The sequence below is a fragment of the Streptacidiphilus jeojiensis genome, from assembly GCF_042510965.1.
Classification (GTDB): domain Bacteria; phylum Actinomycetota; class Actinomycetes; order Streptomycetales; family Streptomycetaceae; genus Streptacidiphilus; species Streptacidiphilus jeojiensis.
In genome coordinates, this window is record NZ_JBEUKS010000006.1 from 457455 (window position 1) to 474064 (window position 16610).

The window sequence follows — 16610 nt, forward strand, 5'->3', positions numbered from 1 at the left end:
TCAGACCTCTTCCGCGGGTTGACGGTCGGCGCTCGGATGGACGGCGACCACGAAGCGGTGGCTGCGACCGCCCGGAGCCTTCTCGTCGTGGTACCTGCTGACCAGCGCGGTGACCGCACCGGAGAGCTCCTCGGCGAAGGCGGCCCGGTCGGCGGCGCTGGCGAAGCGCACCTCGGTGTCGATGGCGAAGGTCGCCAGCGGCTTACCGGCCCGGGAGGCGCCGGTGAGCAGTTCACCCACCTCGCGCACCATCCGCGCGGCTAGTGCCAGCAGCCAGCGTGCGGAGAGCCGGTCGGGAGCGCGGTCGGGATCGGGCCGCATCACGGCTAGCGCCTGGGGCGAGATGACATAGGAGGCGGCGGTGGCCCGCAGCATCCGCTCGGTGACATTGCCCTTGCGGCGCTCCTCGACCAGCTCCACCAGCCCGTGCAGCTCCAGTTCGCGCAGGTGGTAGTTGACCTTCTGCCGGGCCAGCCCCACCCGGGCGGCCAGCATCGTCGCCGAGGCCGGCTCGGCGAGTTCGGCCAGCAGACGGCTCCTGATCGGATCGAGTGACGACGCCGCTGCCGCGGCGTCGTCGATCACGGCTACATCAAGCATGCTTCCAGGATCTCGCCGACAATTATTTCTGTCAAGACAAGTGGAAGTGTCGGGTGCTGGCCGGTGCGGGCTGTCAGCCTGTCGGGACCCGGTGTCGGGACCCGGTGTCGGGTCGGGTGCCGCGCCGGGTTGTCGCTATCCGCGCTCGGCGATCAGGAACCCCTCGCTGCCGGCGGGTGCGGGGCGGCCGTAGGCCTGCTCCAGTTCAGCCTTGCCGTGGACGGTCACCTGCCAGCCGTGCCGGGGGAGCCAGTCGGCCGCGGGTTCGCCGAGGCCGCCCTTCCAGAGGCCGGCCAGGGCCTGCAGGCGCTGGTCTGCACCGTTCTCGGTGACCATCCGGTTCGGGTCCCGGCCCTCGGTGAGCGAGAGCAGACTGCCCGCGGCGGAGAGCCCGGTCAGCGTGGAGAGCAGGGACGTGGCCTGGTCCGTCTCCAGATAGACCAGCAGACCCTCGACCAGCCAGGCGGTGCGCGCCGCCGGGTCGAACCCGGCCTCCCGGAGCGCCGCGCCCCAGTCCTCCCGCAGGTCGGCGGTCAGCACGGAGCGCTCGCAGGTCGGTACGGCGCCCTCCTCACGCAGCACCCGCTCCTTGAACGCGACCACCGGAGGCAGGTCGAGCTCGAACACCCGGGTGCCCTCGGGCCAGGTCAGCCGGAACGCCCGGGTGTCCAACCCCGCCGCCAGCAGCACGACCTGACGGCATCCGGCTGCGGTCGCCCGCAGCAGGTAGTCGTCGAAGAACCGGGTCCGCAGCACGATCCGCGCGGCCAGCGCGGCCCCGCCCGCGCTGCGCTCCCTCGGCGCCGCGTGCTCCGCCTGCGACCGCGCCCCGGTCGCGGCCCGTACGAACGCCTTGGCGTAGGGATCCGCGAACAGCCGATCCTCCCGCCGACTCTCCGCCGCTCGTACCCGAGCGACCCCGACTGCGGTCCGCTGCACCCCGTCGGGCAGCAACTGGTTCCCCACGACAACCTCCTCCTCGGCGGACCCGGGCGCCCCCGCACCGGTCCGCGCGTGACGTTACACCTGGTTGCTGAGGGTGCTCGGGGGTGGGGGAGGCGGGGCGCCGTCGTCGGTGTGGCGGGATGCGTCTGGCGGCCGAGCCCCCGTCCCGACGCCGGGTCCGACGTGCGTGTTCGCTCCCGCTGACTGTTCGTCGCCTCCGTGGGGCACGGCGGTCGGTCCCGGGCTGGGGTGGCTCGCTGTCGCTCGCGGCCAACTGCGAGGAGGGGGGAGGGTGGTGGGGCGTGCGTTGCCGGGCGGCGGGTCGGTGCCCTTCCGGTGGGGGTCGGGGGAAACGTTCCTGCGTGGCGTCTTCCGCTGAACTGGGGTCACTTTTGGTACGTCGGGTCATTCTTGGTACGGGCATGTGTGGATGAATCGGGCATAGCGGCAAGATCAAGTGACACCTTGTCCCGAAAGTGACCCCGGTTTGCCCGATCACCCGGGGCCCAGATCGGCGCACGCGCCCCAGCCCCGCGCCCCCGCCGCACGCTCCGCGCCGGGCCCAGGCACCCCCCGCTCCTGTTGCCGGCGCGAAGCGCCTTCTGTCCGGGCGTGAGCCCGGGAGACGGTGGGTCAGGTCGGGGCACGGGTGGTGCCGTTGCAAGCGTGGGGCGTCAACGGCGCGACGTCACGCCGCCTTGGTGGTCTGGGCTCCCGTCGTGCTGCCGGCGACCCACTGGGCCCAGGTGAGGTTGAAGGCGGCGTAGCCGTTGTCGGCGTCGGCCTTGCCGCGGGGGGAGCCGGTGATAGTGACCGGGTCGCCCTGCTTGGAGTAGTCGTAGAACCAGATGGCGTCCGCCAGGGACAGGTGCACGCAGCCGTGGGAGCCGAAGCTGTGGCCCGGGTGCGGGTCGGCGCCGGAGTAGTGGAGGTAGGTGCCGGAGTAGCTGATGTGGACGTCCCAGGGGAGGTTCTCGTCGTAGAAGTCGGGACTGTTCTTGTTGCAGGTGATGCCGGCGCTGCAGGAGGTCATGTGGACGGTCTTGGACTTGTCGATGACCGCCATGGTGCCGTCCCAGGTGGGGAAGCTGGAGCTGCCGGCGTCGATGGACATCTTCCGGACGACCTTGCCGGCGTTGGTGACCTGCATGGAGTGCCCGGTCACCGAGACGGTGGTCTCGACGTCGGCGCCGACGGTGAAGCTGTGGGTGTAGGCATGGGCGCCGAAGTCGCCGTTGCCGTCCGGTACTCCGGTGAAGTCGGCCTTCACGGTGACGGTGGTCCCGGACTTCCAGAAGGTCTGCGGACGCCAGTCGACCCGGCGGTTGCTGAACCAGTGCCAGGCGCCGGTGACCGGGGTGGAGGTGGTGACGCTGAGGTGCTGCTCGATGGCCTTGCGCGCGGAGTCGGCGACCGGCTTGGTGAAGACGATCGAGATCGGCATGGCCACGCCCACGGTGGCGCCGGTGGCCGGGGTGATCGAGTCCAGCAGCATGGGCGGACCGGAGGGGGACGGGCTGGCGCTCGGGCTGGGGCTCGCGCTCGCCGGTGAACTGCCGCTGGCCGCACCGCTCCTGCTGCCGCCGGAGCCGGCGGACTGCGTCTGCGGCGACTTGCTGGTGCAGGCGGCGGCGCCTACCAGAACCACGCCCGCCAGCAGGATGATGCCTGTACCGTTCCTGGTTCGACCCACGTGCCTGCTCCGCTCACGTATCGTCAGATCGTCGGGTTCTCGGCATGCTGGATGACGCCGGGGAAGGCCCGGGTGGTTCCGGGCGCGGCCGGCGTCGGCTGTTGACCGACTGTCTTCCCGGATCCGGGCGTTATGAACATGAACGCCGTTGGAGCAGGAAGACGGCGACGTCGTCGGCGCGGGGGTGCTGCGCCTGGCAGGGGTGGACCAGGTGGTCGGCGAGGCGTTCGAGCCGTTCGGGGGCCGGGGAGTCGGCCTCGTCACGGGCCTCGTCGCGGGTCCAGTCGGTGACCGTGGCCAGCAGGCGGTCCAGTGAGGTGTCGATGGACTCGCCGCGGCATTCGATGAGGCCGTCGGTGTAGAGCAGCAGGGTCTCGCCGGAGGCCAGCACGGTGACCGTCTCGGGGTAGAGCGCCTGCGGGTCCACGCCGAGCGGCGGGCCGCCGGGGAGGTCCAGTTCGACGGCGGTGCCGGTGTCGGACGTGCCCGTGCCCGACACCCCCGTGCCAGTCGCGCCCGCGCTGATCCGGACCGGTAGTGGGTGTCCCGCTCTCGCGGCCTCGATCACTCCGGTGGCCGGGTCCAGGGAGAGGTAGCAGCAGGTGGCGAAGAGGTCGGTGTCCAGGTCGGCGAGCAGCCGGCCGGTTCGGGCCAGTACCGCGCCGGGGGTGTGGCCCTCGGCGGCGTAGGCGCGCAGTGCGATCCGCAGCTGTCCCATCACGGCGGACGCCTCGACGCTGTGGCCCTGGACGTCGCCGACGACCACGCCGACCCGGCCGTCCGGGAGCGGCAGCACGTCGTACCAGTCGCCGCCGACGGCCATCCCGGTGGTGCCGGGGAGGTAGCGGACGGCGGTGTCGTGGCCGGCGACGGAGGGGACGCCGCGGGGCAGCATGGCGCGCTGCAGCTCGGCGGCCCACTGGTGCTCGCGGTCGAAGAGCCTGGCCCGGGCCAGCGCGTGGGCGAGGATGCCGGCGACGGCGGTGAACAGGGTCCGCTGCCCGTCGTCGAAGGTCCTGGCGCCGGCGAAGTCGAAGAGGCAGGCGCCGCGTCCGTCGTCGGTGCCGGTGAGCGGGAGCACGGCCCAGGAGCGGACCACGGAGGGCCCGCCGTCGTCGGGGGGAACAGCCGCGCCCTCCAGGAAGAGCGGCTGGTCGTCCCGGACCGCCCGCTGCATCGCCTCGGTGGCCGCCCGGCCGACGACGGCGCAGGGGTGCTCCGGGTTGTGCGCGTCGGCCTCGATGAGGAGGTGGTCGGCGTTGAGCGCCGGGCGGGCGATGTCCGTCATCACCCGGGTGACGTCGGCGACGCTGGCCGCCTTGGACAGCGCCCGGGTGAGGGTGAGCATGAAGGAGTCGGCGGAGCTCGCGGCGGGGTCGCCGCCGCGCCGGGGCAGGGCGCCGCGGAACCAGGGGGCGCGGGGTCGGACCACGGGGGTGGGGGCGAGCGGGCGGCCCGGCTCGCGGCCCTCGTCGGTGCGGTCCAGCAGCAGCCCGGTGACCCGGTGCGGACGCCCGTCCGGACCGAGCAGCACCTCGCCGCGCTCCTCCAGCTGCCGGACGGTGCCGTCGGCGTGGACGACCTCGTAGCGGTTGCGGTAGCTGCCGCCGCGCTCGATGACCTCGGCGGTGGCGGCGGCGAGCCGGGTGGCGTCGTCCGGGTGCAGGGCGGCGAAGAACGCCTCGGCACGGCCCTCGAAGTCTTCGGGGGCCGTGCCGACCATCCGGCAGGCGGCGTCGTCCCAGAGGATGTCTCCGGTGACCAGGTCCCACTCGTAGGCGCCGGCGCGGGCGGCGCGGGCGGCTGCGGCGAGACGGGGTTCGGTCGGGTCGACGGCCGCCCGCTGCTGGGGCGCCTGCTGGGGCTGGGACTCCATGCCGGGGTGACTCTCCGCTGGGGTCGGGGCTCGATCAGGGGCGTCTGGCGATTTGCACCAATTTGTGGGCTTCCTGTGAATGATACGTAGGATGTTGGGATGGTAGGGCGCGTTGTGGCAGGCCTCACGTCGGCCGGATGCCGCCCGCAGGCGGGTTCCGGGTGCCGGGGCTGCCCGGGCGTACGGGCCTCAGGGGGCCGGAGCGTCCGCCGCCACCTCTCGTGAGGCCGCGCTCACCGGCACGTCGGGGTCGCGGAACCAGCTGCCCTGGACCGCCCACTGCACCAGCATCAGCACCAGGCCCAGCACCAGCGCGCCGATACCGATCACGGTCACCCCGCCGACGTCGCCGACCCAGGGCAGGTTGACCGAGGTGTAGCCGTAGTTCGGGTCCGCGTAGACGTCGAAGGCGGCGTAGCAGAAGAAGAACAGCAGCATCAGCGCGCCCAGGCCCGGCAGGATGCCCTTGAACCAGAGGTCCCTGGCGCTGCGGGTGAGCACCCTGCGGAAGTACCAGACGCAGGCGAAGCCGGTGAGGCCGTAGTAGAAGGCGATGCCCAGGCCGACCGAGGCGATGGAGTCGTTGAGCACATTGGTGCTGACCTTCACCAGCAGCACGTAGAACGCGATCGACGCCAGGCCCATCGCGACGGTGGACCAGGTCGGGGTGAGGAAGCGGCGGTGCACCCGGGCGAAGTGCGAGGGGATCGCCTTGTGCGCGGCCATCGAGAAGGTGGTCCTGGCGGTCGGCAGGATGGTGGTCTGGGTGGAGGCCGCCGAGGAGGTCAGCACCATGAAGATCAGCAGCTTGGCCAGGAACCAGCCGAGCCCCTTGCCGCCGAAGACCGCGTTGCCGAGGCCGGAGAGCACGTCCCCGGAGTTGTCCGGGTTGGCCAGTCCGATGCCCTTGTCACCGACCCCGGCGAAGGCCTGCGCCGAGGTGGTCACCAGGGCGTAGATGATCAGCAGCAGCACGGTGGAGATGACCGCGGCCCGGCCCGGGGTGCGCTCCTTGTCGGTGGTCTCCTCGTTGACGGAGACCGCGGTGTCCCAGCCCCAGTAGATGAAGACGGCGGCCAGGATGCCGGCGGTGAGGGCGCTCCCCGAGGACACATCGAAGGGGTTGAACCAGGATGCGGAGATGTGGATCGACCCGCTGGGCGCGCCGCTGGAGTAGACCTTGACCAGCGCGGTGACCGAGAACACCGCCAGCATCGCCACCTCCACGCACAGCAGCCAGCGCTGCAGGGCGGCCGAGACCTCGATGCCGACGTAGCAGATGGCCGTCATCACGATGATCCAGATCACCCCGGCGACCGTGGTCCACAGGGTGCTGGAGGCCAGGCCGCCGAAGCCGAAGAGCTGGAAACCGTAGGAGCCGGCGATCTGGGCCAGGTTCGCCATCACGATGACGTCGGCGATGACGATGCCCCAGCCGCCCATCCAGCCGGTGCGCGGCCCGAAGGCCCGGGCGGCCCAGACGAAGGTGGTGCCGCAGTCCGGGTCGACCTCGTTGAGCTCCTTGTAGGCGTAGGCGATCAGCAGCATCGGGATGAAGGCGAGGATGGTGATGATCGGCGCCTGCAGCCCGACCCCGGCCACGATGATGCCGAGGGTGGCGGCCAGGCTGTAGGCGGGGGCGGTGGAGGCCAGGCCGATGGCGACGGAGGAGAACAGGCCGAGGGCGTTGCCCTTGAGGCCTTTCTCCCCGGCGCCGGAGCCGGTGGCTTGGAAGGTTTCGGCGGTGGGGGGTGTGGTCATCTGCGGATCCCGTCCCTCTCGCGGTCGTGGCGACTGGCTGCGAAACGGCGGGAAACGAACTGACGCGCCGTCATGGCCGGATGGTAAGGCCCGAGGGAGTCATCCGGTGATATCGACGGCGCGTCAGTTTGTAAAAGCTTCAATAGCTTTGGGTTGATGTGGGCAGCTGTGGGCTATCCGGCGGAGGCTTCCAGCAGCGCCAGGATCTCGGCAGTGGTGGCGGTCTCACCCAGACGGGGGAAGATCTTACTGACGCTGTGGTGGTGCGAGTCGGCGTCCAGGTCGGAGGACGCGTCGGTGGCGATGGTCACGTTGTAGCCGTGCTCGTGCGCGGCGCGGGCGGTGGACTCCACGCCGATGCTGGTGGCGATGCCGGTCAGGACGATGCCGGTGATGCCGCGGCGGCGCAGCTGCACGTCCAGGCCGGTGCCGTGGAAGGCGCCCCAGTTGCGCTTGGTGATCCGCAGGTCGGTCGGCTGCACGTCCAGCTCGTCGACCAGCTCGGCCCAGCCCTCGGGCAGGGCGCCGCGCGAGGCCGGACCCTCGGTGCGGCCGGGCGGGACGTCGCCGCCGTCGGCGGAGAAGTCGACGTTGACCAGGACGACCGGCAGGCCGCGCTTGCGGAAGGCGGCGGCCAGCTCGGCGGAGCGGGCGATGGTGTCGGCGGCGGAGTGCGGCTGGACGGGGTGGCCGGTGATGCCGCGCTGGAGGTCGATGACGACCAGGGCGGTGCGGGGGTCCAGAGTGGTGGCGGGCATGGGTGCTCCGTAGATCGGTGGTGCAGGGGATTCGGTGCGGGGGGTTCGGTGCGAGGGGTGTGCTCAGGACTCCACGAGGCGGCGCAGCAGGGCGACCGAGGCGATCAGGGTCCGCTGCTCGTCGGGATCGAGCCGGGTGGCGATGGCGTCGAGCAGCCAGCCCTCCTTGGCGGACCTGATCTCCTCCAGCAGCCGGCTGCCGGCCTCGGTGGGCGTCATGACCACCTGGCGGCCGTCGGTCGGGTGCCGTCCGCGGACGACCAGGCCCTGCTCCTCCAGCGCGCCCAGGGTCGCGCCCATCGACTGCGGGCGGACCCGCTCGGCGCGGGCCAGGGCGGCCGGGGTGTGCGGGCCCTCGGCGACCAGCCGGTAGAGGACGGCGGCCTGGGAGAGGGTCAGTGCCGCACCCTCGTGCGCGGCGCGCATCCGCCGCATCAGCTGTCCGAGCAGCTGGTGCAGCTCGGACACGGTCGCGGCGAGGTCCTCGCGGTCGGTGTCCATGCTTCGAGGGTACGTGAATGACAGGAAGACTGACAAGTTCGGCTGAGCAGTTCGGCTGAGCAGTTCAGCTGAACAGTTCGGCTGATGACATGGCAGTGCCCCGTGCCGGAACGGATCCGGTACGGGGCACTCGGGCGCCGGGACGGCGTCAGATCACGCGGATGTTCTCCGCCTGCGGGCCCTTCTGGCCCTGCGCGATCTCGAACTCCACGGCCTGGCCCTCGAGGAGCTCCCGGTAGCCGGTCGCGTTGATGTTGGAGTAGTGGGCGAAGACGTCGGCGCCGCCGCCGTCCTGGGCGATGAAGCCGAAGCCCTTCTCCGAGTTGAACCACTTCACAGTGCCGGTGGCCATGCTGCTCCCTCTGTCAGGAGAAAGGGGCGTGCCTGGTGCGCGCCCTCAGGGTTGAGGTGATCGCCCTGGTCCTCCGACTGGTGCACAGCACAGCGCCCACGGTGCTTGACCGTGGGCACATGAGACTTCGGAACCACGACTGCTGCCAGGAAAGGTATCGGATGCGCGTTCGCCTGGCTACGGTGCGCAGGCGGCAAATCGGACAACTGCCCGTGATCTTCCCTGGATTGTCTCGCTGATCGGCTGCTCGCGGCCCGATTCCGCCGTTAGACTCCGGCCGTGACGCTGCGGATCGTCATCGCGGAGGACTCGTTCCTGGTCCGCGAGGGTGTGCGCCAAGTACTCGACCGCCAGCCGGATCTGGAGGTGGTCGGGGTCTGCGGCGACCTTCCCGGACTGCTCGCCGCGGTGGACGCCGCTGGCCCCGACGTGGTGGTCACCGACGTCCGGATGCCTCCCACCTCCACCGACGAGGGGATCAGGGCCGCCGTCCGGCTGCGCCGCAGCCACCCCGGGATCGGTGTGGTGGTGCTCTCCCAGTACGCCGAACCCGCCTACGCCACATCGCTGCTGGCCGAGGGCAGCGCGGGACGCGCCTATCTGCTGAAGGAACGGGTGGGCGAGCCGGGGCAGTTGGCCGGTGTGGTGCGCAGCGTGGCGGTGGGCGGCTCGTACATCGACCCGGTGGTGGTGGAGGCGCTGGTCGCCGACGCGGTGCAGGAGCGCCGCTCGCCGCTGGCCGGGCTGTCCCGCCGGGAGGGCGAGGTACTGGCGCAGATCGCCCAGGGCAAGAGCAACGCCGCGGTCGGCGCCGCACTCTACCTGTCCGAGCGCGCCGTCGAGAAGCACATCAACGCGCTCTTCGCCAAGCTCGGGCTGACCTCGGAACCGGACGTCAACCGCAGGGTGAAGGCGGTGCTGCTGTACCTGGCCGCACACCCGGGTGCTGGCACCCCTGGTACGGGTGCGGCGCAGGGATGATCCTGGCGGTATGGAGCGTACCGTCCTGATCGTCGACGACCAGCCGCTGTTCCGGTCGGTGGCCCGGATGATCGTGGCCCGGATTCCGGGCTGGCGGATCCTGGCCGAGGCCGCCTCCGGCGAGGAGGCGGTGGACCGGGCAGCGGGTGCCGCGGTGGTGCTGATGGACATCAACCTGCCCGGAATGGACGGGATCGCGGCCACCCGCCGGATCCTGGAGCGGCAGCCGGGCACCGCGGTGGTGCTGCTGTCCACCTACGCCGCCGAGGACCTGCCGGCCGAGGCGGTGCGCTGCGGCGCGGTCGGCTACGTCCACAAGGACGACCTGACCCCCTCGCTGCTGCGCGAGCTGGTCGGCGGTGCGGCGGGGACCGGGATCTCGCCGACCACCGCGGTGCCCTGACCCGGGCGGGACTCCACGGTGAGCCGGCCGCCGATGGCGCCCAGCCGGTCCGCCATGTTGACGAAGCCGCTGCCGGCCGCCGCGCCGTCGGCGGCGAAGCCTCGGCCGTCGTCGCTGACCCGGAACCGCAGCATCCCGTCGTCCGCCTCCACCAGCACCGTGACCGAGGCGTCCGGGCCGGCGTGCTTGCCCGCGTTCTGCAGCGCCTCCAGGCAGCAGAAGTAGACCGCCGCCTCGGCGGCCTCCGGGTAGCGTCCGGGCAGCTCGACCGAGACCGTGCAGGGCAGCACCGAGCGCCGGGAGGCCGAGCGCAGCGCCTGCCCCAGGCCGTGGTTGCGCAGCAGCGGCGGGTAGATGCCGTGCGCCAGCTCCCGCACGGCGGCGACGGTGCCCTGGACGTCGGTGCGCAGTTCCTCCAACAGCGCGGTCACGGTGGCCCGGTCCTCGTCGCCGCCGTCGGCGGTGTCGACGAGTTCGCGCACCAGCCCGAGCTTCACCGACAGGGCGACCAGGTGCTGCTGGGCGCCGTCGTGCAGATTGCGCTCGATCTCCCGGCGGGAGGCGTCGGCCGCGGTGACCAGGCGCAGCCGGGAGTCCCGCAGTTCCTGGTTGCGGGACCGCAGTTCCTGCAGCGAGGCCTGCAGCGCTGAGTCCAGCCGGACGTTGTGCAGGGCCAGGCCGACCTGGCGGGCCAGCTCCACCAGGACCCGGTCGTCGGCCTCCGAGTAGGGCGCGGCGTCGGCCGGGCGGCGCACCAGCAGCAGGCCCAGCAGCTCGCCGCCGTGGGCGGCGGGGGCGACCCGGACCAGCGGGCCGTCGTCCGGCCCGGGGCCCTGGTCCGGCTCGCGGTCGGGGTCGGGGCCGCGCTCGGGGGCGGGGTCGGCCAGCAGGTCCGCCATCCAGATCGCGGTCCAGCCGGCTCCGCCGATCCTGGTCCGGCCGACCACCGCCCGCTCGTGCTCGGTCAGCCTGATCCGTCGCTGCGGCCGGTCGGGGACGCTGACGGTGCGGGTCAGCAGGCCGTCGCCGCCGACCCAGATCTCCGCCCCGGCCGGGCCCAGCGTGGCCCGCAGTGACTCCGCCAGCTGCAGCAGCAGCTCGTCGAACGGCAGGGCGCGGGTCATCCTGGCGCCGAAGCCGGACAGCGCCTCCTCGGGGGCCAGCTCGCCCAGCCGCAGCAGGGACCGGCCCAACGCGTTCAGCCGCAGCCGCACCGGCAGCGCCAGGGCCGCGCAGACCAGGGCGGCGGTGACGCTGTAGGCGAGGACGTCGTGCTCCCGGCCGACCGGGGCCCGGCCCAGGCCGACGACGGTGACCAGGTAGACGGCCACCACCAGGCAGGCCAGGCCGGAGGTGGTGACCGCCTCCAGCAGCGCCCGCTCGGCGAGCCTGGCGGTGGACGGCAGCTGCCCGAGCAGGCTGCCCACCGGGATCAGCACCAGGGCCGCCAGCGCCCAGGGGGCCAGTGCGGCCGGGAGGCCGACCAGGATGTGCAGCGCCAGCAGTACCGCGTCGGCCGCCCCGGCCATCACCGTGCCGGCGGCGACCCACTGCAGCACCCGGCGGCGCGCGGCCCCGGCCTGCCGGCAGCGGCGGGCCACCCCGGCGACGATCACGGCGGTGGCGGCCAGCACGCCCGCCGCGGTGACCCCGGCGGCGGGGCCGTGGGCGGCGGTGGACCGCCAGGCCAGGACGGTCCAGGCGGCGGCGACGGCGTAGACCAGGGCGACCGCGGTGCGGCGCCGGGGGTGGTCCAGCCGGCCGTCGGGCAGCGCCAGGCCGCCCCAGGTCCAGGCAGCCAGGGTGAGCGGCGCGCTGGACGGCCATACTGCAGCTGCGTCCTGACTGATCGTCAGCACGACGGCCAGTCGCGCCGGCGCGGCGAGCCGGGCCCGGTCGCAGCCCGCCGCGGTCAGCAGCCAGCCGACGGCGACCACGGTGGAGGCGGTGCGCAGGCCGTCCGGGCGGCGCACCGCGTCCACCGCCGTGGCCAGTACGGCGAGGGCGGCCAGGACGACCGGCAGCCGCGAGGACAGCCGCGAGGACTTCGGGGCCATCGGTTCACTCCGCTCTGAGGGTCTGTCCGACATGGAGCCGCGCGGCGCGGTGGCCCGGCCAGGCGGCGAGCAGATTGGCCAGCAGCAGCGCGACCGGTCCGGCCAGCAGCAGCGTCAGCAGGGCCAGCGGCGGGTGGTAGGCCAGCGGGGTGCTGTCGGCGACCTGGCGCCACAGGGTGCGGCCCAGTGCCAGGCCCAGCGGGATCCCGAACAGCAGCCCGACCAGGGCCAGCACCGTGGCCTGGACGACCACCACCAGCCGGGACTGACGCCGCGTCATGCCCAGGGCGCGCAGCACCGCCACGTCATGGCGGCGCCGTCGTACCGCGGTGGCCAGGGCGTGCCCGACCGCTCCGGCCGCGAGCAGCAACAGGAAGCCGCCGAGGAACAGCGGGAGGGTCTGCACGTCCTGGATCTCGGCGAGCTGCTGCGGCGCGGTCACCTGCTGCAGGCCGATCGACTGCCCGCCGGTCAGCGGCGCCGCCTCGTGCTGCAGTTGCCGGGTCATGGCGGCGGTGCTGCTGCCGGGGCGCAGCGCGATCTCGGCGAGGTGGAACTTGAAGGCCGTGCCGAACAGTGCGCGGTAGCCGTCGGTGGTGGCCCAGGCGCCCGCGTCGTAGTCGTTGTGCGAGCCCTCGGGGACGAAGCCGATGCCGGTCACGGTGAACTCCCGCCGGGCCCGCGCGGCACCGGTCAGGGTCACCCACGACCCGACCTCGGCGTGCAGCGCCCGGGCGCTGGTGGGCGCGAGCATGATCTGGTCCGCGGCCTGCGGCAGCCGGCCGGAGACGGTGACCACCGACAGCGGCTTCCCGCCGACCGGGTCGACGGTGTAGGTGGTGATGGAGGTGTCCCCCGACTCCGCGACCGCGATCCTGGCGTTGTTGACGGCGGTGACCGCGGGGTCGGCGGCGATCCGCGCCAGCACCGGGTCGACCTTCCCGAAGTCGGTGCTGTTCAGGCCGAGGAAGCTCTCCAACTGGTGGGTCTGGCCGAACCTGGCCGGGTTGGCGGCGGCGTCGGCGACGGCGGCCGCGAAGGTGAAGGCCGCCAGCACGCCCAGCACCCCGATCACCGCACCCAGCAGGGCCGGGCGCACCGGTACGGCGGTGCGTCCGCGTCCGGGCTCCAGCGCGAACCGGGTGCCGACCACGACCGGCACCGGGAGCCCGGCCCTGGCGGTGGCCACGGCCACCGCGGAGCGCCTGGGCGCGGTCCGGTTCTGCGCCGAGGCCAGCGCCAGCCAGGCCGAGGCCACGGATCCGGCCAGGGCCAGCAGCGGCGTCAGCACCAGTCCTGCTCCCAGCACCAGCCAGTCCACGTCGAAGCCCGGGCTCGGCTCGTAGAGGGCCGCGGCGCCGATCGGCATCCACCGGGACACCAGGACCGCCCCGGCGGCCCCGAGCAGGCTGCCGAGGAGCGCCGCGATCACCGGCCCGGCCGATGCCGCCGCGAGGGCCTGCCGGTTCCCCAGTCCGACCCCGCGCAGGGTCTGCAGGTCGGCGACGGTGGCCGAGGTGTAGCGCAGCACCGACTGGCCGACCAGGAACAGCGCGGCGATCAGCGCCGCACCCGCGAAGCCGAGCAGGCAGTCGCCCTCGAAGGTGTTGACCCTGGTGGCGTGGCGTTCCAGCTCGGCGTTGTCCCAGATGTCGATGTCGGTTCGGCCGGAGACCCGGGCCAGGTCGGCGCGGAACTCCGGGATCGTCTTCTCGCCGCCTTTGAGCCGGACCAGGGCGTTGAGGTAGATCTGGTCGGTGCTGCCGACGAAGTTCGCCCTGTGGTTCAGGTAGAGCGCGGCCGACACCGCGACGCTGCCCTGGTCCCGGACGTTGTCGTGGTACCAGGGCGAGCGGACCACGCCGACGATGCGGGCCCGGATCGAGGGCCCCGCCGGGGCGCCCGGGTCGGCCCCGGTGACGTAGGTGTCGACCTGCGCGGGGGTGAACAGACGGATCGTCAGGTAGTCCCCGACGCCCTTGTGGAACGCCCCCGGGAAGTGCGCGCTGACCACCACCTCGTCGTCGCGCGCCTGGTCGGCGAGCCGGCCCTGCAGCACGATCGGCCGCTCGATGGTGCGCATGTTCGCGTCGTCGGCGACCGCGAAGCCGGTGGAGTTGTCCGGGACGCCCTCGATCTGGAAGGAGGAGATCACGAAGGTGGTGAGGGCCTCGACCTCGGGCAGCGCCCTGATCCGGTCCCAGTCGAAGCCGTGCTGGTTGGGCAGCACGGTGATGTCGGCCGGGCTGGTCCGCGCCACCAGCCGGTCCACCGCGGTGTCCCCGCGCCGTGCCCCGGCCACCGAGGCGAGCACGGCGGTGCCGGCCAGCGCCACCAGCAGGGCCAGCACGACCAGCGAGCGCCAGCGCCGCCGCAGTTCCAGGCGCAGCCAGAGGGCGGTGAAGGTCATGACGGACCGCCGGCCGCGCCGGACTCGGCTGCGTCGGAACCGGCCGCGGTGGGCCCGGTCGCGGTGGCCCCGTCGTCGACCACCCGGCCGTCCCGCATCCGCACCGCGCGGTCCGCGCCGGCCGCGACCTCGGGGGAGTGGGTGACCATCACGATGGTCTGGCCGTCCTCGTGCAGCCGCCGGAAGAGCTCCAGCACCTCCGCGCCGCCCTCGCTGTCCAGCGCCCCGGTCGGCTCGTCGGCCAGCAGCAGCCCCGGCCGGTTGACCAGGGCCCGGGCGATCGCCAGCCGCTGGCGCTGGCCGCCGGACAGGCTGGACGGCAGCTGCGCGGTGCGGTCGCCGAGCCCGAGGATGTCCAGCAGGTCCCGGCCGCGCGACTCGGCCGCCCTGCGCCCCATCCCGCCGAGCACGCCCGGCAGCACCAGGTTGTCCAGCGCGGACACCCCGTCGAGCAGGTTGAAGAACTGGAACACGAAGCCGATCCGGTGCCGCCGGAACCGCGCCAGCCAGTCCTGGTCGCGGCCGTCCACCCGCTCCCCGGCCACCTCCACGGTGCCCTCGTCCACGGTGTCCAGCCCGGCGATCACATTGAGCAGGGTGGACTTGCCGCAGCCGGAGGGTCCCATCACGGCGACGAACTCGCCCGGACCGACCTCGAAGTGCACGCCGCGCAGTGCCCGCACCGGTGCGAGCTCGGCGGCGAAGACCCGGCGGGCGCCGGTGATCCGCACCGCGGGGACGGCGGGCCGCGCCAGGTCCTCGGCCGGGGTGTCGAGCGCGGTCATGGGCGGGCCTCCAGAGCGGGATCGGGAACGGCGGCCGGATCGGGAGCGGTGGCGGGGCCGGCGCCGACCGGCAGTCGGAAGGCGACCACCGGTGCGCTGTGGCCCTTGACGCTGCACGGTCCCAACGGGGCCCAGGGCCACGCCCCGTCGGCTGTTCCGGCCGCGTCCACGGTGCCGGCGGTGGCCACCGTGGTCCCGGCCGGGCGGGCCAGGTCCTGCATCCGCTGGGCCAGGTTCACGGTGTCGCCGACCAGGGTGTACTCCAGCCGCTCGGCGCTGCCCAGCAGCGCCGCCGCGACCTCGCCGGTGCTCAGCCCGATGCCGAGGCCGAACGGGACCAGGCCCAGCGCCGCCCACTCCCGGTCCAGCTCGTGCTGGCGGCGGTGCATCCCCCGGGCCGCCCTGACGGCCCGTCGGGCGTGGTCCGGCTGCGGCTCGGGCGCGCCGAACACCGCCATCACCGCGTCGCCGACGTACTGCATCACGGTGCCGCCCTCGCCCAGCACCGCCGCGTTCATGGCCCGCCGGTGCGCCCCCAACTGCCCGGCCAGGTCCGCCGGATCGGTGCGCTCGGCGATCGAGCAGTAGCCCCGGACGTCGGACATCAGCACGGTCACGGTGAGCCGCTCGGTGCGGGTGGCCGCGCCGCGGTCCGCGCGCAGCTTCTCGGCCAGGCCGCCGGGCAGCAGCCGGGACAGCGTCTCGCCCTGCTCCTCGCGGCGCAGGATCGCGGTGTGCAGCAGCCGCAGCCGCCGCAGCGCGCCGTCCCTGGCCCCGCCGGAGCCCCCGCCCGCGTCCTTGGCCAGCCGCAGGAACAGGCTCTCCACCGCGTCGTTGACGGCCGCCGGCGGCTGGCCCAGGCCCGCGGCGATGGCCTTCACCGGCCGCCCCTCGGCCACCTGCCGCAGCAGGTCCTCCTCGTCGGCCGACAGCTCGCCCTCACGCCTGGCCGGCTCCATCAGCTTCCGGACGATCTGCGGGTCGATCATCGAGCCGCCGCCGGCGACCGCGCGGATCGCCCGCCCCAGCAGCCCGGCGTCGGCGATCCGGTCCTTGAGCAGGTAGGCGTATCCGGCCTCGCCCTCGGCCAGCAGCTGCACCGCGTAGTCGGGGTCGTCGTACTGGCTGAGCACGACCACGCCCGTCCCCGGGAGCTGCTTGCGCACCCGCTGCGCCGCCCTGATGCCCTCGTCCTGGAAGTCCGGCGGCATCCTGATGTCGGTGACCAGCACCTGCGGGCGCAGCCGTTCGGCCCCCTCGACCAGTTCGTCGTAGTCGGCGGCCAGGCCGACCACCTCCACGCTGCGGTCGCGGGACAGCAGTGCGCGCACACCCTCGCGGACGATCAGGTTGTCGTCGGCGAGCAGCACCGTGATGCTCTCCATGACGGACCATTACACAGTGTCGCCGGTCGGCTTCCCAGGGTGCTGGCACCCCCGGCCCGGTCGGGCAGCACTCCTGGGTGCCGGCTGCCGCTGCTCCTAACGT

At 73.2% G+C, this 16610-nt stretch carries 14 protein-coding genes; 2 read left to right on the forward strand and 12 right to left on the reverse strand.

What is annotated here, in order from left to right:
• From ABUW04_RS19550 to ABUW04_RS19585, 8 genes are all read right to left on the reverse strand, one after another.
• A complete protein-coding gene (locus ABUW04_RS19550; protein ID WP_380565945.1) occupies positions 1-600 on the reverse strand; it encodes an ArsR/SmtB family transcription factor in 600 nt (199 codons plus the stop codon).
• 135 nt (positions 601-735) lie between these two features.
• A complete protein-coding gene (locus tag ABUW04_RS19555; protein WP_380565946.1) occupies positions 736-1566 on the reverse strand; it encodes an SAM-dependent methyltransferase in 831 nt (276 codons plus the stop codon).
• A 667-nt stretch (positions 1567-2233) separates the two neighbouring features.
• Entirely contained in the window at positions 2234-3193 is a 960-nt protein-coding gene (locus ABUW04_RS19560) for a L,D-transpeptidase (RefSeq protein ID WP_380565947.1), read from the reverse strand.
• A 175-nt stretch (positions 3194-3368) separates the two neighbouring features.
• The gene (locus ABUW04_RS19565; protein ID WP_380565948.1) at positions 3369-5114 is read right to left on the reverse strand and encodes a SpoIIE family protein phosphatase; all 1746 of its coding nucleotides are present in this window, start codon (positions 5112-5114) and stop codon (positions 3369-3371) included.
• Between the two features lie 189 nt (positions 5115-5303).
• Positions 5304-6875, reverse strand: coding sequence for an APC family permease (locus ABUW04_RS19570; RefSeq protein WP_380565949.1), 1572 nt, complete (start codon positions 6873-6875; stop codon positions 5304-5306).
• Positions 6876-7048: 173 nt separating this feature from the next.
• Positions 7049-7633 (reverse strand): hydrolase, encoded by a 585-nt coding sequence (locus ABUW04_RS19575; RefSeq protein WP_030252424.1) that lies wholly within the window; start codon positions 7631-7633, stop codon positions 7049-7051.
• Positions 7634-7696: 63 nt separating this feature from the next.
• Positions 7697-8134, reverse strand: a complete 438-nt coding sequence (locus ABUW04_RS19580; RefSeq protein WP_030252426.1) for a MarR family winged helix-turn-helix transcriptional regulator — start codon at positions 8132-8134, stop codon at positions 7697-7699.
• Positions 8135-8282: 148 nt separating this feature from the next.
• The gene (locus tag ABUW04_RS19585) at positions 8283-8486 is read right to left on the reverse strand and encodes a cold-shock protein (protein ID WP_030252428.1); all 204 of its coding nucleotides are present in this window, start codon (positions 8484-8486) and stop codon (positions 8283-8285) included.
• Positions 8487-8771: 285 nt separating this feature from the next.
• Here ABUW04_RS19585 and ABUW04_RS19590 point away from each other — a divergent pair, with 285 nt between their 5' ends.
• Both ABUW04_RS19590 and ABUW04_RS19595 read left to right on the forward strand, forming a co-directional pair.
• A complete protein-coding gene (locus ABUW04_RS19590) occupies positions 8772-9467 on the forward strand; it encodes a response regulator transcription factor (RefSeq protein WP_380565996.1) in 696 nt (231 codons plus the stop codon).
• Positions 9468-9477: 10 nt separating this feature from the next.
• Complete coding sequence (locus ABUW04_RS19595; protein WP_380565950.1) at positions 9478-9870, forward strand: response regulator; 393 nt, start codon at positions 9478-9480, stop codon at positions 9868-9870.
• Here the strand turns inward: ABUW04_RS19595 and ABUW04_RS19600 are convergent.
• From ABUW04_RS19600 to ABUW04_RS19615, 4 genes are read right to left on the reverse strand one after another with little or no spacing between them, the layout of a single operon-like run.
• Positions 9774-11927, reverse strand: coding sequence for a sensor histidine kinase (locus tag ABUW04_RS19600; protein WP_380565951.1), 2154 nt, complete (start codon positions 11925-11927; stop codon positions 9774-9776). The two genes, ABUW04_RS19595 and ABUW04_RS19600, sit on opposite strands and share 97 nt — an antisense overlap.
• A 4-nt stretch (positions 11928-11931) precedes the next feature.
• Positions 11932-14337, reverse strand: a complete 2406-nt coding sequence (locus ABUW04_RS19605) for an ABC transporter permease (protein WP_380565952.1) — start codon at positions 14335-14337, stop codon at positions 11932-11934.
• A complete protein-coding gene (locus ABUW04_RS19610; protein ID WP_051725115.1) occupies positions 14334-15122 on the reverse strand; it encodes an ABC transporter ATP-binding protein in 789 nt (262 codons plus the stop codon). Before ABUW04_RS19610 ends, ABUW04_RS19605 begins: the two co-directional genes overlap by 4 nt.
• Complete coding sequence (locus ABUW04_RS19615; RefSeq protein WP_380565953.1) at positions 15119-16507, reverse strand: adenylate/guanylate cyclase domain-containing protein; 1389 nt, start codon at positions 16505-16507, stop codon at positions 15119-15121. Before ABUW04_RS19615 ends, ABUW04_RS19610 begins: the two co-directional genes overlap by 4 nt.
• Between the last annotated feature and the right edge of the window lie 103 nt (positions 16508-16610).